Source organism: Sodalis glossinidius str. 'morsitans' (genome assembly GCF_000010085.1).
Lineage (GTDB): Bacteria > Pseudomonadota > Gammaproteobacteria > Enterobacterales > Enterobacteriaceae > Sodalis > Sodalis glossinidius.
Window position 1 is genome coordinate 1,561,899 of record NC_007712.1, and the last position, 19,617, is coordinate 1,581,515.

Sequence of the window (19,617 nt, forward strand, 5' to 3'; positions counted from 1 at the left end):
CTTTAGTCGTTAACCAATTTGGCTACCGTTGCCAGCGCGCCGTGCTGCATCAGCGATCGATAGGCCTCGGTGACCGCGGCGACGAACACCGGGCTTCCCGGCAAATCCTGACCGAAAACGTTGCAAAGCGCAAGCCATGCCCGCACGCGCGCCGGCCCCTCTTCATGCCGGGCGGCGATCTCCGAAAGTGTGCACTGCAGCGGATAGCGATAGGTTGTCCCCGCTCGTCAATGCCGCCGGCGTAACGTATCCGGCCCGTGACCGCCAGCAGCGGCGCTGCCCTGTCGTAAATGCCAACGCAGCGGATTGAGGATACGCTACGGCAGTTTTTGCGTACTTTCCATCGCGATTTGCCAGGTGCGATGCTTCAGAGCGGGGTTAGCGAAACGCGCCAGCAATTGTCGGGCGTAGTCCCCGGTGTCCACTCCTTAAATGGGTTGCAGGGTGGCTGCTTATTCGTCAAGCATTAGCTTCTCGACCGCGTCGCGCAGTGTGGAGTCGTTCATGCAGTCGCTGATATGAGCGTAACCGGCCAGATAGCCCAGCCAGGCGAGGAACGAATGGCTGCCATTGAGCATCCGCAGCTTCATTTCTTCAAACGGCGCCACATCACTGACCAACTGTGCTCCCGCCAGCTCCCATTGCGGGCGGCCGGCGACAAAATTATCTTCTATGACCTATTGAATAAAGGGCTCGCAGGCGATAGCGCAGGGATCCCGTATGCCGAGGATTGCCGCACCTCCGCCAGCATCTCCTCGCTGGCGGCGGGGACGATACGACGATCCACCATGGTGGCCGGGAAAGAGGCGTGTTCGGCGATCTAACGGCCGAGCGCCTGGGCGAGGCCCAGCACCGAGGCACGCACGTGCGGCGCCGCCAAATTGGCCACTATGCCCGTGTGGGTGAGATTGAGTTGGCCGCTGCCCGGTTCGATGCAGTCCCTTTTTCGGTGATGGTCAGCGATACGATGGCGACCTGCGGCTCGGCAAGCTTGGCCAGTAGCGCATCAATACCCTGTTCGGCGACGATCAGCGAGTCGCCTACGGCGCCTATCACCCGCGCGCGTTCCCCATCGGGACCCTTGGACACGACGGTATAAAGATGGTCCTGGCGTCGTAGCGCGGCCAGTAGATCGGCGCTGTGCAAGCTGACCTCGCATATTCCCCAGTCGCCGCCGTGACGATTGAGCACCCGGTCGGTCATGACGCCCTGGTGGGCGCGGTGGAACGCACCAAAACCAATATGCACAATACGGCTGACAAGGCGACGGAGATCGTAACCCGGCTGCTGCATGTGTTCCGGTAACGGCCATGAGGTGAGGGTTGGCATGGTTTGTTCTCTATAAAGGTGAGTCTGCGCCCGGTGACGGCGTGACCGAGGCGAAAGTGTTTTTTTTGTTAACATAGTAAACATGAAAAGTTAATGCTGCAAGCCAGGCGGCAGAAAACCGCTTTTTTTGCCAGGATAAGCATGTCGGCGGGGGAAAGCGGATAACCGGCCGTCCGCGCGCTGCACCGACATAAAAAACGCGGTGGTGTCAGGGGGGCCGGATGCGCCCCGGGCGGGCGCACGAGAGCGCGCTAAGTCGAGAGGGTCCGCTTCACCGATGCCGCTCGGCCAGCGGGCGCGGTTTAGTGAAGCGGACCGGTGGATTAGTCGGCGCGTCCCATATAGCGACGTTCCGCCACGTGAATGCAGATACGCTCGCCGCCGCTGAGGTATTCCGGTACCTGGATCACCAGACCGGTCTTCAGAGTTGCGGGTTTGGTACGCGCGCTGGCGGAAGCCCCTTTGATACCCGGTGTGGTGTCGACAATATCCAGATCTATGGTCTGCGGCGGTTCCGGCGCCAGCACCGCACTATCCATCGTCAGCACCTGCATGCCGGGAATACCGCCCTCAGGGATAAACAGCAGCTCGTCTTCAATCTGATCTTTTTTGAAGATGTAGGGCGTGTAGTCCTCATCATCCATAAAGATGTATTCATCGCCGTCCACATAAGAAAACGTCACCGAACGCCGGGTGAGGGGTGATAGTGTCGAGGATATCGTCACCGTTAAAGCGTTACTCAACCTTTAAACCGGTACGCACATCGGCAAAACGCATTTTATAAAGCGTGCTGGCGCCACGTGCGCTTGGGCTTTGAATGTCTATGTTTTTAACCAGCAATAATTTACCGTTGTAATTTATCGCCATACCGCGCTTTATTTCATTAGATCTAGCCATTAACAAGGACCTGTAGTGTATGTCGGGATCAGGGCGACACCTTACCGTAGCTGTCGGAGTCGGGAAGAGGGGGGCAGTGTGTCGCGGTGCTGCGGCAAATCTACATCACGAATGCGCCACATGCAATATCCGGCGCCGGCAATCATGAGCAGCGACAGGGAAAATACGCCGTGGAATTGGCCGATTGTCGACACCAGCCCGGCCAGAGAGTCGGCGATAATCCAGCTCACCCGGCCGCTATTGGTGAACAAGGTCGTGGTGGCCCCGGCCCTAACCGGGCATCAAATCCTGAAAATAGATCATGCCAATGCCGGCTAAAATCCCGATGAATAAGGCGTTCAGCCACTGCAGCATCAACAGCGCCGTAGGATCGTGCATCAGCAGCATGCCGAAATAAAACAGCGCCCCGGCGGCCACCGCCAGGCGCATCAACCGCCGTTTCCCCCAGCGCTTACTTAACCAGCCAGCAGCATAGTGGGGATTTCCAGCCCGGCGGCGGTACCCATCATCACCCCGGCGGTTTTCTCCAGCAGATGCAATTCGTGCAGGATATACAACGGCATATTAATGAGGTACATGCAATTGCAGGTCCACATCAAGGTACAAGCGGCAAACAACAACAGCGTATCGTGACGGTTGCGGCGCGGCGCTTCCAGCACCGACCGGGCCTGACGCCGGGATTTGTGCATAGAGGGCAACATCAGCCAGACCAAAGCACCGCAGAGCAAGAACGTCACGCCGGCCATCAAATACATCATCTTGAAGCCGAATCCCAGCGCCAGCGCGAACGGGGGACCGATGACCCACGCCAGCGAAACCTGTGCGCGCAGCACCGAACTGAACATGACCGCTTCACGGCCGGTATGATCGGCATGTTCGCGCGCCAACGCGCCCAGCAGACAGCATTTGAAAATCAGTAGATTGAGATCGCCCTGCTTGTCGGAGCGAGCGGCCAGAAACTGGCTGACGAAAATACCGATAATAGCGCTGCCGGTATAAAACAGACCCACCATAAACGGCCGGGCCTGGACTTCCTGGGATAAAAACAGGCTGAGCGTGGGCAACTGGAGCGCACCGGCAATACCGGTCAGAAAAGCAATCGCCAGAAAGGCCGTAGAGGTCATATCCGGCAGGTGCCGCACCAGGGGTAAGTATCATGAATATCGTTCGGGGTAAAGGACGGGCACGGGCGCATCATACGCCGATAGGAGAAAAACAAAATAGCGTAACGGAAAAAAAGACCTGCCGCGCAAACTGCCCGCTAAGCCCATCGCGGCGGCGGGAGAGGTCGCGTGAGAAATAGCGGGCGAGGGGCTGCGCCCAGGCTTCAGCTCACACGGCTCTAACGGGGCCATCGGCGGGAAAAATGTGTGGGCTATCAAAGATTCATGATGAAATATAAGCCATTCCTTGCATTCAGGGCGATCTGGTTTCACACTTATTTGAAACGTTTCAGCGTAGCTTCTCGAGCGTTAACCCCGAAGTCACGCATTTTTTAAATCAATCAGATGAAACGATTCAACTTCGGCATTCAGCAGGTGAGGAGAACTGTGTTCGAGCTGTCATTACATGCATCCATCCCGGCGCCAGGGCAGACAATAAAGCGCAAGCCATTTGTCAGGCCACGGAGGCGCTGACGCAGGCGGGCTGCGTCAGCGACGGTTATCTGGCGGGGATGATGGAGCGGGAAACGCAAACGTCTACCTTTTTGGGCAATGGCATCGCCACCCCGCACGGGACTACGGCGACCCGCCATCTGGTGCAAAATACCGGGGTGCAGGTTTTTCAATACCCGCAGGGCATCGACTGGGGCGAGGGACAAACGGCCTATGTCGTCATTGGTATCGCCGCACGATCCGACGAGCATCTTGCCCTGCTGCGGCAACTGACCCATGTGCTGAGTGATGAAGCCCTGGCGGCGCGCCTGGCGAAAACCGACTCGGCTGAGGAATTGAGTAGCGTATTGATGGGTCAGCAACAGCCCGCGGCGTTTTTGTTTGACAGCTCGACGATGATATTGGACATTGCTGCCGGCGATCTGATGACGCTGAAAGCGCTTAATGCCGGTTTGCTACAGCGCCTCGGCGCCGTGGACACCGGTTTCGTAAGCGACGTCGCCATCAGTCGCCCGGCTACGCCCTTTGCCGACAATCAGCCGCTGCCGGTGCTGGACTATCTTGCTGCGCTAGTGCGCCAGGGTAGCGTCGGACGGCTGACCGACGCCGATGCGCCGACGCTGCTGCCAGCGAAGTGGCGGAACAGGCGAATCAGCTTACCGCCGAATTCGTGGTGCGCAATGAGCACGGGCTGCATGCCCGGCCGGGCACGGTGCTGGTCAGCGTGATCAAACAATTTGATAGCGCCATCACCGTCACCAACCTGGACGGAAGCGGTAAACCCGCTAACGGGCGCGGTCTGATGAAAGTGGTGGCGCTCGGCGTCAAAAAAGGTCACAAATTACGTTTTACCGCTGAAGGCAATGATGCCGAATAGGCGCTGTAGGCAATCGGCGAGGCCATTGCCTCGGGTCTCGGGGAGGGAGAGGCATGAGCAGACGCGTAGCCACGATTACGCTAAATCCGGCTTACGATTTGGTGGGCTTTTGCCCGGAAATCGAGCGAGGCGAAGTCAATTTGGTGCAAACCACCGGGCTGCACGCCGCTGGCAAAGGCATTAACGTTGCCAAGGTGCTAAAAGATCTGGGCATCGACGTCACCGTTGGCGGTTTTTTAGGGAAAGAAAATCAGGAAGGCTTCCAACTGCTGTTTAGCAATCTGGGCATTGCCAATCGTTTCCAGGTGGTGCAGGGCCGGACGCGTATAAATGTTAAGTTGACCGAAAAAGACGGCGACGTCACTGACTTTAATTTTTCGGGTTTTACGGTGACGCCGCAGGATTGGGACCGTTTCGTCAACGACTCGCTCACGTGGCTTGGCCAGTTCGATATGGTGGCGGTCAGCGGCAGCCTGCCGGCTGGTGTGGCGCCGGCGGCTTTCACCGAATGGATGGTGAAGCTGCGCAGTCATTGCCCCTGCATTATTTTCGACAGCAGCCGCGAAGCGCTGGTGGCCGGGCTGAAAGCCTCCCCATGGCTGGTGAAACCCAACCGCCGTGAATTGGAGATCTGGGCCGTCCGTCCGTTGCCGGCGCTTGCCGACGTTGTCGAGGCCGCCCATGCCCTGTGCGAGCAGGGGATTGCCCATGTCGTTATCTCGCTCGGCGCCGAAGGCGCGTTGTGGGTCAACGCCTCCGGTGCCTGGCTCGCCAAGCCGCCGGCTTGCGAAGTGGTGAGCACTGTCGGCGCGGGCGATTCGATGGTGGGGGGACTGATTTATGGCCTCTTGATGCGCGAATCAAGCGAACATACGCTCCGGCTGGCAATGGCAATGGCAATGGCAATGGCAATGGCAATGGCAATGGCAATGGCAATGGCAATGGCAATGGCAATGGCAATGGCAATGGCAATGGCAATGGCCGTGGCGGCGCTGGCGGTCAGCCAAAGCAATGTGGGTGTGACCGATCGCCCGCAATTGGCGGCCATGATGGTCCGGGTCGATTTGAAACCATTTAATTAAGCGGGAGTAAGGATGAAAACACGTCTGATTCTGGACAGTGCATTATGCAAGGCCCGCAGCCATCTACTGCGGACCTTGTTGACTGATGCGGCAAAGAAAAGCGGTCTGCAACTGGTCAATGACAACGCGGATGCGGAATTATGGGTGTTGGTGGGACAGGGGGCCGGTGATGCCTCGCTAAACGGTAAAACCGCGTTCCAGGGACGGCAGAAGAGGCCGCCGTCGATCAGGACGCCTTTTTGCAGCGCGCCCGTGCGCAGGCCGCACCGTATCAGGCCGCCGCTGCCGCACCGACTGGCGCCGGCGCGGTGACGGCGTGCCCTACCGGCGTCTCCTATATGCTGCCGATGGTGGTGGCGGGGGGGGGGAGGGTGCATTGCACTGTCCTTCATTTTCGGCATTCATGCCGCCGAAAGGCCGGGCACTTTGGCCGCGGCGTTGATGGAAATCGGCAGCAAATCCGCCCTGACGCTCATGGTACCTGTCTTGGCGGGCTTCATCGCCTTCTCGATAGCCGATCGTCCGGGTCTGACGCCGGGGCTGGTGGGTGGGATGCTGGCGGTCAGCGCCGCCGCTTTCCATTGCCGCTGGTTCTTGGTGAAGAGCGCAAACGCTGTTGCCTTGAGATCGTGGGCGCGCGCAACTGCCTGGTCCACGCCTCCCGCTGCGCTGACGTGCGCGCCGATAAACTTGTTTTCGCTCATCTTGCTAGGCTCCCGGTTAAAGTGATGAAGAGGAGAAAAGAAATGATTATAGTTGGTTATCTCGTTGAAATGTTGGATTACTGAAGCTATGGCCATTACCCTGCGCCAGCTGGAAGTTTTTGCCGAAGTGCTGAAAAGCGGTTCGACCACCCAAGCCTCCCAGGTATTATCGTTACCGCACCCGACCATCCGCTGGCGGGACGCAGGCTGGAGTTGTCCGCGCTGGCGGACGCGCCCTAGATACTGCGTGAGCGCGGCTCGGGTACCCGCGATATCGTTGACCACCTGCTGCTCTCGCGCTTGCCGCACTTTCATTTGGAAATGGAGCTCGGCAATTCCGAAGCCATCAAACACGCGGTACGTCACGGATTAGGAATCAGCTGTCTGTCACGCCGGGTGGTAGCGGAGGCGCTGGCGTTGGGTACACTGGTGACGCTGACGCTGCTTTACCGTACGCTGTATGTGGTGCATCACCGGCAAAAGCGCCTCTCCCATGCCCTGCAGAGGTTTATCGATTTTTGCCAGCACCACGCCAGCGAAGACTCCCGCTAAGCGTCACAGTTATGGCCCGGCCGCCGCAAGAACGCCTGGCGGGGCTGAGGTCGGCAACGATAAACGGCTGCAACGACGAGGCGCGGCGGTGTTAAAATTGGCAGTTTTCTCATGCTACGCTTATAATTGACAATAAATTATGAATCTGTCTTATAATTTGACTACTTGAGCGTGCGCAACGGGGAAGATTTGCTACAATCCTGCCTCGATTTTTGCAGAGACCCGTCAAACGCCATGTATCACAAAACTTCTTCTCCCCCGCCGACGAGCGGCCTGCGCCGCGAATTAAAAGCGCGCCATTTGACTATGATCGCCATCGGCGGCTCCATTGGTACCGGTCTCTTCGTTGCCTCCGGCGCGTCGATCTCACAGGCGGGGCCGGGAGGGGCGCTGCTGTCGTATATGATAATCGGCCTGATGGTGTATTTCCTGATGACTAGCCTCGGCGAATTGGCGGCCTATATGCCGGTTTCCGGCTCGTTCGCCACCTACGGTTCACGTTATGTCGAAGAGGGCTTCGGCTTCGCCCTCGGCTGGAATTATTGGTACAACTGGGCGGTCACCATCGCGGTGGATCTGGTGGCATCACAGCTGGTGATGAGCTATTGGTTCCCGGACACACCGGGCTGGATCTGGAGCGCGCTGTTTTTGGGCATCATGTTCCTGCTCAACGTTATTTCGGTGAAAGGCTTTGGCGAGGCGGAATACTGGTTTTCGCTCATTAAAGTTGTCACCGTGGTGGTGTTTATCGGGGTGGGGGTGTTGATGATTGTCGGCATCCTACGCGGCGGTGAGCATGCGGGTTGGCACAATTGGACGGTGGGCGATGCGCCTTTCGCCGGCGGTTTCGCCTCCATGATAGGCGTCGCCATGATTGTCGGCTTTTCTTTTCAGGGGACTGAGCTTATCGGTATCGCAGCCGGCGAGTCGGCGGATCCGGCCAAAAATATACCGCGGGCGGTGCGACAGGTGTTCTGGCGCATTTTGCTGTTTTATGTGCTGGCGATCCTGATTATCAGCCTGATTATTCCTTATACCAGCCCCGACTTGCTGCGTAATGATGTGAAAGATATCGCCGTCAGCCCGTTTACGCTGGTCTTTCGCAATGCGGGGCTGCTGTCGGCCGCGGCGGTCATGAACAGCGTCATTCTCACGGCGGTTTTGTCAGCGGGTAATTCCGGCATGTATGCCTCGACGCGTATGCTGTATACCTTGGCGGTGGAGGGCAAAGCGCCGAAAATTTTTGCCCGCCTGTCGCAAGGAGGCGTCCCGCGCTATGCGCTGGCCATGACGACGCTGGTGGCGGCGCTGTGTTTTCTCTCCTCCCTGTACTCTAACCAGAAGGTTTATCTTTGGCTGTTGAACACCTCAGGCATGACCGGGTTCATCGCCTGGCTGGGCATCGCGGTCAGTCACTACCGATTCCGACGTGGCTATGTGAAGCAGGGACGCAATCTTGCCGCCCTGCCTTATCGGGCCGGGTGGTTCCCGCTGGGGCCAGTGCTGGCGTTTATCTTGTGCCTGCTTATTACGTTGGGTCAGAATTATCAGGCCTTTTTGGCGCAGACGATTGATTGGAATGGCGTCATCGCCACCTATATCGGTATTCCGCTGTTCCTGCTTATCTGGTGGGGCTACCGCTGGAGTCGCGGCAGCCGGTGGGTCCGTTATGAAGACATGACGTTTCCCGATAACGCGGGTCAACACTAACCTCTTGTCACCGCTTCGCGGTGGTAGCAGGCGCAGATGAGCTGAGCGGCGTGGCGTGATAATGCGTGTTATGTAAAGGCTTAATAAGATTGATAAGTTTTATCATTTGATCTATGGTTAGCGCTTCATTTTGCCGGCCCGCCCGCCGTGCATGTTTCACGGTCGCCAAGCCGGCGCTGGTACCCGCTATGCCGGCGTGCGTCTGTGATCTCCCAGACGCCACTCCCAAGCAGGCCTTGACCGGCAAAGTCGTTTGCGAGCCAGCCTTTCAGGTACCACGATGTGTATAACCTCCGAACCGACGCCTGACGTCTCCCGAACCGCCGCAACGGTGCAGTATCAGCGTCTATTGCGCTGGCGCCTGCTGCTGTTGGCGGCCATTGCCGCCTGCGTGTTGGTGGATTTCACACTTGGTCCGTTGGGGCTGGGGATGAAGGCATTGTTGCACACGCTGTTCCATCCCCAGCTTGCCGATGCGGGGACGCGGGTCATTGTCTGGGATATTCGCCTGCCGTACGCCTTGATGGCGGTCGCGGTGGGCTTGTCGCTGGGGCTGGCCGGCGTGGAAATGCAGACTATTTTGAATAACCCCCTTGCCAGCCCTTTCACGCTGGGCGTATCATCGGCGGCGGCGTTCGGCGCCGCGCTGGCGATTATCCTGGGAATCGGCGTGCCCGGCGCCTGCCCGAAACCTGGTTTATCGCTATTAACGCGTTTATTTTCGCGCTACTGGCGGTGCTATTGCTGGATGCCGTGACGCGCTGGACCCGAGTAGCGACGTCCGGTGTAGTGTTGTTCGGGATTGCGCTGGTGTTTACCTTCAACGCGCTGGTGTTGATGATGCGGTTCATCGCCACCGAAGATACGCTACAAGGCCTGGTGTTTTGGACCATGGACAGTCTGGCGCGCGCCTCCTGGCCGAAATTGACCATAATGAGCGCGGCGTTTGCGCTCATCTTGCCCTGGTCGATGTTCAGCGCCTGGAAGCTCACTGCCCTGCTGCTGGGCGAGAGCCTGGCGATAAGCTTCGGTATCGACGTCAAGCGGTTGCGCCTGAGCACGTTGCTGCGTATCAGTATTCTGTCGGCGCTGGCGGTCGCCTTCGTCGGACCTATTGGATTCATCGGTCTGGTGGCGCCCCATATCGCTCGGCTGATTGTCGGCGAAGATCACCGCTTTTATCTACCCGCCAGCGCGTTGCTTGGCGCGCTGGTCCTGTCGATGGCGTCGGTGGCCTCCAAAAATATTGTTCCGGGCACGCTTATCCCCGTAGGCATTGTGACATCGCTGGTCGGGGTGCCGTTTTTCCTGAGTATCATCATCTTGCGCCACCGGGGGAATTTATGACCGCGGGACTGCGTATCGTCGGCTTTAGCGCCGGTTATCCGAAACGTCGGGTAATTGACCAGCTTGAGGTACCCTGTCTGCCCCGTGTCAAATCAGCGTGCTTCTGGGGCCCAACGGCTGCGGCAAATCCACGCTGCTGCGATCGTTGGCCGGTCTGAACCCGGCCCGCGGGGAGCTTTGGCTGGCGGGGGAAGATTTAATGCAATTGCCGTTTGCCCGGCGCGCGGAAAAGGTGGTGTATCTACCCCAGAGCCTGCCCGCCGGTGTTCATTTGCAGGTGCTGGAATCGGTCATTGCGGCGCAACGCGCCTCCGGCGGCCGCGCGCATCAGGCCAATGAAGAGGTGGTGATGGCGTTACTGACTCGTTTAGGGATAGCCCATTTGGCGCTGCAATATCTAGACAACCTCTCCGGGGGCCAGAAGCAATTAGTGGGTCTGGCGCAATCGCTGATACGCCAGCCGGCGCTGTTGCTGCTCGACGAGCCTCTTAGCGCGCTGGATCTTAATTATCAATATCACGTGATGTCGCTCATCGGCAGCGAAACCCGGCGCCGCAATATCATTACGTTGATGGTGGTGCATGATATTAATATTTCGCTGCGTCACGGCCAATATGCGCTGATGTTGCGTGATGGGCGTTTGCTGGCGGACGGCGCGCCTGAGCGTGTGATTACGCCCGCCAGTCTAGCCAGCGTTTATGGCGTCAAGGGCCGTATTGAGCGCTGTTCACAGGGACTGCCGCAGATGCTGATTGATGGTCTGGTCAGCCTACCGGGACCTATCTGAACGCGCCGCCGTCCGCGCCAGACAAGAGGACAGGGGCCTGAGAGGAGAATGCGGCGCTAATGGAAAGCGCGGGCCTGACAGGAGAGCGTGGCAATGAAGCCATGAAATGCGGCCCTGATAGGAAAACACGGTACCCACCGAGGCGCGCTTCTGGCGCTGAAGCAAGTGACTTGTCCAAAGTGATATTCCATTGTCTCTCCACGGCGATAAAAACATTTGGCCCCCTCCGGCTTCACTGACGAGAAGGCCGTCTCTTGGCGCCCGCCGCCATCGTTTACGCTCGACATTCGTCTGCATCCCTCGTATTCCGCCCGTCACGCCACTTGTATCACGTGCCAGATCCTTGGCCCTTAACACCTGCCGCGCCGGGTAAAAATCACGGCGCTGAACTGCTTTCCATTAAACCAAATGCTTATGAGAATGACAGTGATTTTTATTTACATAAAATAGTATTTTCTTACAATGGCTAACGCAATCAAGGCTAAGTGGAAACACTATAAGAAAATCTTGTCATGCGTAACAGAGTCACTTCCCGTGCCATGGTCCTGTCAATGGCTGCCCTGGGCGCCCCGCAGGTGGATGCTGTCCCGTCGGATCCTGAAACGGACACCGTGGTCGTCACCGCCGCCGGCTTCCAACAAAGAATCGAGGATTCCGCCGCATCAATCTCGGTTATCTCGTGTGAAACCCTGGAAACCAAAGCCTATACCGATGTCACCGACGCGCTAAAGGATGTGCCGGGCGTGGTGGTCACCGGCGGCGGCAGCCGCAGCGACATCAGCATCCGCGGTATGGCCGCGAAATACACCCTGATCCTGGTAGACGGCAAACGCGTCGATACCGGCGGCACGCGCCCCAATAGCGATGGTCCCGGCATCGAACAGGGCTGGTTGCCGCCGTTGGCGGCGATTGAGCGGATTGAGGTCGTACGCGGTCCGATGTCCTCCCTGTACGGCTCCGACGCCATGGGCGGGGTCATCAACATTATCACCCGTCAGGTCGGTAAATCCTGGCACACCTCCGTGCGCAGCGAGGCCGTCTGGCAGGAAGATCGCCGCTCGGGGGATATTTACCAATCCAGCCTCTATACGGCGGGCCCCCTGATAGACGGCCTGTTGGGCGTCAAGCTTAACGGCCTGCTCTCGCACCGCAGTGAGGATCGCATTGTTGAGGGGTAAAATGCCCAGCGGATGAAGAGCGGCGGTGTCACTTTCACCCTAACGCCGGATGAAGCCAATAGCATCGATTTGGGCTTAGGGAATTTTGTCCAGGACAGAAATAGTTCCCCTGGAAAATCGGTGTCTGCCGTCAGTGACCCCAGCGATGTACGTTATACGCGCAATAACTATGCACTGACGCATCATGGCAATTATGACGGCGGCATGACCACCAGTTATCTGCAGCGCGAAGAAACCCGCAACCCGTCGCGGGAAATGAAGACGGCTAACCCCCTGATGAACACCCAGAACATGCTGTATCTCGGCGATCATACTTTCAGCGCCGGCGGCCAATACCGTTACGAGACGCTGAACAATAATGAAAACAAGATTTTTTATTATTGTTCCCTTAGCGAGCTGAGCCGCTGGATCTGGGCGCTATTCGCCGAGGATGAATGGCTGATGACCCAGTACTTTGCCCTGACCACCGGCCTGCGGATGGATCGTGACGAAAATTACAGCAGCCATTGGACACCAAGGCTGTATGACGTCTGGCATTTAACCGAAACCTGGACGCTGAAGGGCGGCATTTCCGGCGGTTATCGCTCGCCGGATTTGCGTCAGGCCGTGGCGGACTGGGGCCAAATCACCGGCGGCGGAGGGGCAGCGGCCATTATTATCGGTAACCCCAATCTCAAGCCGGAAAAAAGTCTCGATCAGGAAATCGCCCTGTTGTAGGGTAACTACCAGGGTAACCACCGCTTTTTAAGCACCGGCGTGACGCTGTTTAATACCGATTACCGCGATAAAATTACCGAGGTGCGCAGCTGCATCGATCCTAGCGGCACGGCCTCCGGCGTGGTCGCTGGCCTTCAGTTATACCTTCACTGAAACCGAACAGCGGAGCGGCGAATTCAGCGGCAAGCCACTGAACGAAATTCCAAAACATATGATCAACGCCACGCTTAACTGGCAAACGACCCCCGATATCGCCAGCTGGCTTCGGGTCAACCATCGCGGCCAGAGTTCGGCTTATCTCGGACGCACCAGTATGAGCGAAGGGCGGCCGTCCTACACCTTTATCGATCTGTGCACCAGCTAGCGGCTGTCGAAACAGCTGCAATTGCAGGCCGGGGTTTATAATCTGCTGGATAAACGTGTCGATTATGTCACTTACGGTCGGGTGCTGGACGGCAGACGCTATCTGTTGGGGGCCAATATCGACTTTTGATGGGCACGTCAGGGCGTGGACGCCCCGCTTGCCGCCGCGCATCGGCGCACGACGCAGGAGGAAGATGCTCGCCGGACGTGCATGGCGGTCAGTTGGCGGGTAGAAGGGTGTTGGGTCAGGGTCAATGAATAGGGCGACGGCAGGAGACCGTCGAGCCTCAGCATCCGGAGTCCAAGCTTTCTTACTGCGCCTGCCTCTGCATCCGGGTGGGGGGGAACCCCTCTCTCTGCACCGGCCGGGGACGGTAGTCGTCGAATTTTAGCATCCGGGGGAACGTCATTCCTCCGGACAGAGGGTGTTACAGCGAGGGATCAGGTGTGCAGATAACCGGCGTGGAACCGCAGGTGATCATCGATAAAGCTGGCGATAAAGAAATAGCTGTGGTCATAGCCCGGCTGGATACGCAACGTCAGCGGCCATTGATGCTGGCGCGCCAGCGCGGCCCATGTTTCCGGTTGCAGCTGTTCCGGCATGAACGGATCAGCGTCGCCTTGATCTATTAACACCGGCAGCGGCTGCGCGCCGCCGTCGGCAAGTAGTCGGCAGCTGTCCCATTGCCGCCAAGCTTTCTCGTCCTGACCCATATACTCGCCGAAAGCTTTACGGCCCCAGGGCACCTCGCTGGGATTGACGATCGGCGCAAAAGCCGACACCGAGCAATAACGCCTCGGATGACGCAGCGCCATTAACAGCGCGCCGTGGCCGCCCATCGAATGGCCCATGATAGACTGGCGATCCCCCGTGCTGAACTGTTGGCGGATAAGCGCCGGCAGTTCGTCGCTGAGGTAATCGAACATCCGATAATGGGATGACCAGAGCGCGACCGTGGCGTTGAGATAAAAGCCCGCCCCTTGGCCCAGATCGTAGGCCACCGCCTCGCCGCGCGGGCTGGTATCGGGCATCACCAACAGCAAATTAAGCTCGGCGGCCAGGCGCTGCGCGCCCGACTTGGTGCTAAAGTTTTCATCGGTGCAGGTCAGGCCCGACAACCAGAAGATCACCTGAGGCGGCCGTTTATCCGCTGCTTCCGGCGGCACATAGACGCTATAGGTCATCGGCACGCCGGTCGCCTGGGATCGATGTCGGTAGCGGTACTGCCAGCTGCCATACAGGCGGTGGGCCGCAATGCGCTCAGCGTTGACGGTCATTGCTGTCTCCTTTTATCACTGGCCGAAATGGATAACGGAACGGATCGATTTGCCTTCATGCATCAGGCTGAACGCTTCATTTATCGCCTCAAGTCCCATAGTGTGGGTAATGAAATCGTTGAACTGAAATTCGCCGTTCAAATAACGTTCAACGATGCCGGGCAACTGCGAGCGGCCTTTTACGACGCCGAAAGCGGAACCGCGCCACACGCTGCCGGTGACCAGCTGGAACGGCCGGGTGGCGACCCCGATAATGACCGATTCGCCCCAGCCTTTATGGCAACATTCTAGCGCCGAACGCATGACATTGACGTTGCCGATGCATTCAAAGGAAAAATCGACGCCGCCGTCGGTCAGCTCGACAATCACGTCCTGAATGGGACGGTCGTAATCCCGCGGATTGATCAGATCGGTGGCGCCAAGCTTGCGGGCCAGCTCGAATTTACTGGTGTTGAGATCAATGCTGATAATCCTGCCTGCGCCGGCCATCTGGGCGCCGATAATCGCCGACAGGCCGATGCAGCCAAGGCCAAAGATCGCGACCGAATTCCCGGGCTGGACTTTGGCGGTATTGATGACTGCACCCATGCCGGCGGTCACGCCGCAGCCCAGCAGGCAGACTTCTTCCAACGGTGCGGCCTTATCGATTTTCGCCAGCGAAATTTCCGGTATTACCGTATATTCCGCAAAGGTCGAGGTCCTCATGTAATGGAAAATAGGTTTGCCGTTCTTGAAGAAGCGGGTGGTGCCGTCTGGCATCAGCCCCTTACCCTGGGTGGCGCGGATAGCCTGACATAAATTGGTTTTGCCGGAGCGGCAAAATTTGCACTCGCCGCACTCCGGTGTATACAACAGGATGACGTGATCGCCTACCGCCACGCTGGTGCCAGCGCCTCAACCACGCCACCGCCTTCATGACCCAGAATAACCGGGAACACCCCCTCCGCATCTTTGCCTGACAAGGTGTAGGCATCGGTGTGGCAAACGCCGCTGGCGACGATGCGGACCAGCACTTCGCCTTTTTGCGGCGGCATTAGGTCAACCTAGGTAACCGACAATGGCTGGTTGGGTCCCCAGGCAAAGGCGGCGCGGGTTTTAATCATTTGCATGGTGAAGCTCCTAAAGCTGAGTGAAATGCGGGCGCGTCGGCGACACGGGAAAAGACGGCGCAACGGTATCGTCGTCGGTGGTGGCATTGTGGGTATCGATGATAAGCTGTTTCAAGGCTTCGACGTTAGGCCCGAACGCATCGCGCCGCCAGATGAGCCAGGTCGCGGCGTTGGCAATATAACGCGGCAGCGGATGCACCTTCATCCGCTCACGGCCGGGCAACTGCGCCAGCACCGACAAGGGCGCAGCGCGACGCCGCTGGCCTGCATGGCATGATAGGATTGAATTTCCATTATCGTACCGGGATTGACGCCATCGGCGTAAAACCAGCTTTCCAATTTTTGCCGGTACGAACAGCTGTGGCGAAAGGCAAACACCGTCTGGCCGGCAATATCTTTGGCTGATGTGATAGCCGCCTGATCCGGGCTTGAAGTTAACCCCAGCGTTTCGCGGAAGCTGACGCAGCCGTGAATAGTCGTCATACTCCACCGGCCCGTCCACCAGCGTGCCGGCGCGAACGCCGTTAATAATCTCGCCGGAGGTGCCAGTGATAAGCGATAAGGATACTTGGGGAAAATGTTGATGGTAGGCGGCCAGCAGACGGGTGGCGGCGGTGCTTTCCATCGACCCCAGCGGGGAACGCCCGCCCGGCTCATCGCGAGGGCCTCCTCGCTCAGCGCCAGAATACGGGTGGCATAGCATAGAAAATTATGTCCCATGGGCGACAGCCGCAGCCGTTGTTTTTCACGGATAAACAGATCGGTGCCTAGTTCGTGCTCTAAACTGACGCAGCCGGGTGGTCAGGTTGGACGGCACCTGATGAAGCTGCTCGGCGGCACGGGCCAGAGAGCCGGTTTCAGCCACACAGCAAAACATTTTAAGTTGGGTCAGATCCATGCATTCTCATTTTGTCATCAACTTGGTCTTAATTATTCATTTTTCGTGATCCTAGCGATAGGGCATTCTTTTGGCAACTACAATGAGTCGTCGTGGAGTCAATATGGCCATAAAGGTGGCATTGAGAGGGTTTCTGGCATTGCTGGTGGCCATGGGGATAGGGCGTTTTGCTTTCATGCAATGATAGCAGACGGACAGCTCACCCTGACCAGCGCGTCGCTGGTGGCGGCATTCAATTATTTGGGTTATTTACTGGGGCCTATGACGCGATGCGCGCCCGCCGCGGTCTGGAAAAACGGCTGTGGCTCCGGGGTTTGGGGTGCGGTGGAGCTGACCTTATTGTCCGCGCTGCTGCATCAGCCCTGGGGACCCATGCCGCGCTGCGGTTTTTCATCGGCTGGGCGATGGTATTGGTGGCGGCCTGGACCAACGATCAACTGTTGCGGCTGCGCCGTCCGGCGTTGAGCGCCGCAGTCTTTGCCGGTCCCGGCACCGGCATGCTGGCGATGTTGCTGCACTATTGCCGGGTTGACGCGGCCACCGCCTGGCTCGCTTACGGCGCCGTCGCCGCGGTGCTTATCGCCTTTATCAGCCGCGCAGCGGCACGCTGGTGCACCTGCTCAGACCACAAGTTTACCGGCGCTGAGCCTGCCGTTGAAAAAACTGGTATGGAGCTATTCCCTGGCGGGCTTTGGCTATATTCTGCCCGCGACTTTTCTGTCGCAAATGGCGGCGCAGCGCTTTCCCGCCAGCGCTTTCGGCCAGTAGGTATGGCCGGTATTTGGCGCCGCCAGCGTGGGCGGAATCGTGCTCGGCATCCTCACCCGTCATCGGTTGTCCGCCGGCCGTCGTCTGGCGCTGACGCTGTGGGCGAAAGGGGTAGGGGTCTTGCTAATGATGAGTTTGCCCGGCATCGGCAGCCTGATTGTTGGCGCTCTGCTGACCTGCGGCTATGCCTTGGGGCAACTAGCGGGCCCCATGCTCTCGGCGCTCTCCACCTAGTGGACCGGGCGGCTTGAACCGGCGCTGCTGGCCTCTTTGCTGGCGCTGGCGGTAGCCGGCCTGTTGGCCTGGCGTCAGCCATAGCAAGATATGTGCGCGCGATTCAGCTATCATGAAACACATTCACTGGATTATCCCCGCGCACTCCACTAGAGTGTTGCCCATTCTGCGGTTAACCCCGCGGGAGCGAATCGCCTGCTGGAGAACAATGAATATGGTAACGCTGACAAAAGAGGCCTCGCAGGTACGCGACGCTTTACTGGCCCGTGGTCTGGAAACACCACTGCGGGGCGAGGTACTGGATAACGAAGTGCGCAAACGTCTTATCGCTGAGCATATGACGGAAATTATGACGTTGCTTAATCTCGATTTGACCGATGACAGTCTGGCGGAAACGCCGCACCGTATCGCCAAAATGTACGTGGAAGAGATTTTCGCAGGTCTGGATTACGCCAATTTCCCCAAAATCACCGTCATCGAGAACAAGATGAAGGTGGATGAGATGGTCACGGTGCGCGATATTACGCTGACCAGCACCTGTGAACACCATTTTGTTATTATCGACGGCAAGGCGACCGTGTCCTATATCCCCAAACATTGCGTTATCGGATTGTCGAAAATTAATCGCATTGTGCAGTTTTTTGCCCAGCGGCCGCAGGTACAAGAGCGGCTGACGCAGCAGATCATGCTGGCGCTGCAGACGCTGCTCGGCACCAATAACGTGGCGGTCTCGATCGACGCGGTGCATTATTGCGTCAAGGCGCGCGGGATCCGCGATGCCACCAGCACCACGACCATCACCTCGTTGGGTGGATTGTTTAAATCCAGCCAAAATACCCGCCAGGAATTTTTGCGTGCTGTCACGCATTATAACGGTTAATCTGTTATTAACCTATATTTACGGCGCTTCCGGCGCCGTCTGATAGAAGAGAATACCCATGCGGCAGCGCATCGCGATGTTGGATTGCGCGCGCGGGATAGCCATTCTGGGCATCCTGCTTATGAATATTACCGCCTTCGGGCTGCCGAAAGCGGCGTACCTCAACCCTGCTTATACCGGCAGTATTTCCAACGGCGAAGCCTGGACCTGGGCCGTGCTGGACATGGTGGCGCAAGTCAAATTTCTGACGCTATTTGCGTTATTGTTTGGCGGTGGCCTGGTGCTGCTGTTGCCGCGAGGAACGCGCTGGACTTACTCGCGGCTTCTCTGGCTGATGGGGTTTGGTGTTATTCATGGCATCTTCTTCTGGGATGGCGATATTCTACTGGATTACGGCCTGGTGGGACTGTTGTGTCTGGGGCTGATTCGCCAGGCGCCGAGCGAGCGCAGCCTTATCGGCACCGGTATCGTGCTCTATGCCTTAGGGGTAGGGCTTCTGCTGGTGTTTCAACTCTTGCTCGGCGACCAGCCTCCTGGCCGTTTCTGGCTGCCGGATATAGCTAATCGGGTGTATGAACATTATTGGCAAACCGAGGGCGGCCCGGAAGCCTGGCGGGAGCGGCTTAATTTACTGCACGGTAGCCTGCTGGTTATGGCGTCGCAATACGGCTGGCAATTGGCCGGCGCGATGTTGATAGGCGCAGGGCTGATGCGCAACGGTTGGCTGGCGGGTCGCCGTGAACCAGAGCATTATCGCCGGATGGCGCTGTGGCTGATTCCTGCGGGGTTGATAATCAACCTGCCGGCGGTGGTCGCTCAGTGGCAACTGGGCTGGGATTATCGCTGGTGTGGTTTTTTACTGCAGATGCCGCGGGAAATCAGCGCGCCGTTGCAGGCGCTGGGCTGTGTCGCATTGCTGTATGGGTTCTGGCCGCGGCTGGCTGACAAGAAGGTTTTCCGCCTTCTTGGCAATGTCGGAAGAATGGCCCTGACCAATTACCTGCTGCAAACCCTCATCTGTACCTTACTCTTTAATCAGCTGGGATTATTCATGGCCTACGACCGGCTACAGCTGATGGCGTTTGTGCCGGCGGTCTGGTTTATCAATATTGCCGTGTCTGCCCTGTGGTTCAGGTATTTTCGTCAGGGGCCGCTGGAAGCGGTCTGGCGACGTTTAACGCGTTTGACCGGCAGTTTGACGCCGGCGGATGCTTCTTAAGATCTCATTGCCAGTGTTTTTGACGCCGCCGGTGTCCGGCGGTGATTTTCCCCGGCTAGCGCCGCTGGCTCC

At 58.1% G+C, this 19,617-nt stretch carries 7 protein-coding genes and 13 pseudogenes; 13 read left to right on the forward strand and 7 right to left on the reverse strand.

Annotation, left to right across the window (positions count from 1 at the left end):
- Positions 1-2 precede the first annotated feature (2 nt).
- From SGP1_RS33015 to SGP1_RS08195, 3 pseudogenes are all read right to left on the reverse strand, one after another.
- Positions 3-1,329, reverse strand: a pseudogene (locus SGP1_RS33015) (mannitol dehydrogenase family protein).
- 323 nt (positions 1,330-1,652) lie between these two features.
- Positions 1,653-2,226 (reverse strand): annotated as a pseudogene (gene yeiP, locus SGP1_RS08190) (elongation factor P-like protein YeiP).
- A 101-nt stretch (positions 2,227-2,327) separates the two neighbouring features.
- Positions 2,328-3,350 (reverse strand): annotated as a pseudogene (locus SGP1_RS08195) (MFS transporter); the annotation flags it as partial.
- Positions 3,351-3,790: 440 nt separating this feature from the next.
- Here SGP1_RS08195 and SGP1_RS08200 point away from each other — a divergent pair.
- From SGP1_RS08200 to SGP1_RS26935, 3 genes and pseudogenes are all read left to right on the forward strand, one after another.
- Positions 3,791-4,719 (forward strand): annotated as a pseudogene (locus SGP1_RS08200) (HPr family phosphocarrier protein).
- A 53-nt stretch (positions 4,720-4,772) separates the two neighbouring features.
- Positions 4,773-5,801, forward strand: a complete 1,029-nt coding sequence (gene fruK, locus SGP1_RS08205) for a 1-phosphofructokinase (protein ID WP_011410815.1) — start codon at positions 4,773-4,775, stop codon at positions 5,799-5,801.
- Positions 5,802-5,813: 12 nt separating this feature from the next.
- A pseudogene (locus SGP1_RS26935) lies at positions 5,814-6,377 on the forward strand (hypothetical protein); the annotation flags it as partial.
- Here the strand turns inward: SGP1_RS26935 and SGP1_RS29390 are convergent.
- Positions 6,353-6,505 (reverse strand): annotated as a pseudogene (locus tag SGP1_RS29390) (deoxyribonuclease IV); the annotation flags it as partial. The pseudogenes SGP1_RS26935 and SGP1_RS29390 overlap by 25 nt on opposite strands.
- Positions 6,506-6,718: 213 nt before the next feature.
- Here SGP1_RS29390 and SGP1_RS08220 point away from each other — a divergent pair.
- The 5 genes and pseudogenes from SGP1_RS08220 to SGP1_RS08245 form a co-directional block, all read left to right on the forward strand.
- A pseudogene (locus SGP1_RS08220) lies at positions 6,719-7,057 on the forward strand (LysR substrate-binding domain-containing protein); the annotation flags it as partial.
- A 234-nt stretch (positions 7,058-7,291) separates the two neighbouring features.
- Positions 7,292-8,767 (forward strand): amino acid permease, encoded by a 1,476-nt coding sequence (locus SGP1_RS08225; RefSeq protein WP_011410816.1) that lies wholly within the window; start codon positions 7,292-7,294, stop codon positions 8,765-8,767.
- A 280-nt stretch (positions 8,768-9,047) separates the two neighbouring features.
- Positions 9,048-10,114 (forward strand): annotated as a pseudogene (locus tag SGP1_RS08235) (FecCD family ABC transporter permease).
- Positions 10,111-10,901, forward strand: a pseudogene (locus SGP1_RS08240) (ABC transporter ATP-binding protein). The pseudogenes SGP1_RS08235 and SGP1_RS08240 overlap by 4 nt, the downstream one beginning before the upstream one ends.
- 512 nt (positions 10,902-11,413) lie before the next feature.
- Positions 11,414-13,289 (forward strand): annotated as a pseudogene (locus SGP1_RS08245) (TonB-dependent receptor domain-containing protein).
- Positions 13,290-13,600: 311 nt separating this feature from the next.
- On the opposite strand, the gene fghA reads toward SGP1_RS08245, so the two are convergent.
- The 3 genes and pseudogenes from fghA to SGP1_RS08260 all read right to left on the reverse strand — a co-directional run bounded on the left by fghA (position 13,601) and on the right by SGP1_RS08260 (position 16,444).
- A complete protein-coding gene (gene fghA / locus SGP1_RS08250; protein ID WP_011410817.1) occupies positions 13,601-14,437 on the reverse strand; it encodes an S-formylglutathione hydrolase in 837 nt (278 codons plus the stop codon).
- A 15-nt stretch (positions 14,438-14,452) separates the two neighbouring features.
- Positions 14,453-15,546, reverse strand: a pseudogene (locus SGP1_RS08255) (S-(hydroxymethyl)glutathione dehydrogenase/class III alcohol dehydrogenase).
- 10 nt (positions 15,547-15,556) lie between these two features.
- A pseudogene (locus SGP1_RS08260) lies at positions 15,557-16,444 on the reverse strand (LysR family transcriptional regulator).
- A 269-nt stretch (positions 16,445-16,713) separates the two neighbouring features.
- Here SGP1_RS08260 and SGP1_RS35025 point away from each other — a divergent pair.
- From SGP1_RS35025 to yeiB, 5 genes and pseudogenes are all read left to right on the forward strand, one after another.
- Positions 16,714-16,966 (forward strand): annotated as a pseudogene (locus SGP1_RS35025) (YbfB/YjiJ family MFS transporter); the annotation flags it as partial.
- A gap of 6 nt (positions 16,967-16,972) precedes the next feature.
- Entirely contained in the window at positions 16,973-17,212 is a 240-nt protein-coding gene (locus SGP1_RS35030) for a YbfB/YjiJ family MFS transporter (RefSeq protein WP_279379464.1), read from the forward strand.
- A gap of 27 nt (positions 17,213-17,239) precedes the next feature.
- Positions 17,240-17,446 carry a hypothetical protein gene (locus SGP1_RS35035; protein WP_279379448.1) on the forward strand — a complete coding sequence of 69 codons (207 nt, stop codon included), beginning with the start codon at positions 17,240-17,242 and terminating at the stop codon, positions 17,444-17,446.
- Positions 17,447-17,660: 214 nt separating this feature from the next.
- Complete coding sequence (gene folE / locus SGP1_RS08270) at positions 17,661-18,326, forward strand: GTP cyclohydrolase I FolE (RefSeq protein WP_011410818.1); 666 nt, start codon at positions 17,661-17,663, stop codon at positions 18,324-18,326.
- A 58-nt stretch (positions 18,327-18,384) separates the two neighbouring features.
- On the forward strand, positions 18,385-19,545 hold the full coding sequence (yeiB, locus tag SGP1_RS08275) for a DUF418 domain-containing protein YeiB (protein ID WP_011410819.1): 1,161 nt from the start codon (positions 18,385-18,387) through the stop codon (positions 19,543-19,545).
- Positions 19,546-19,617: the final 72 nt, after the last annotated feature.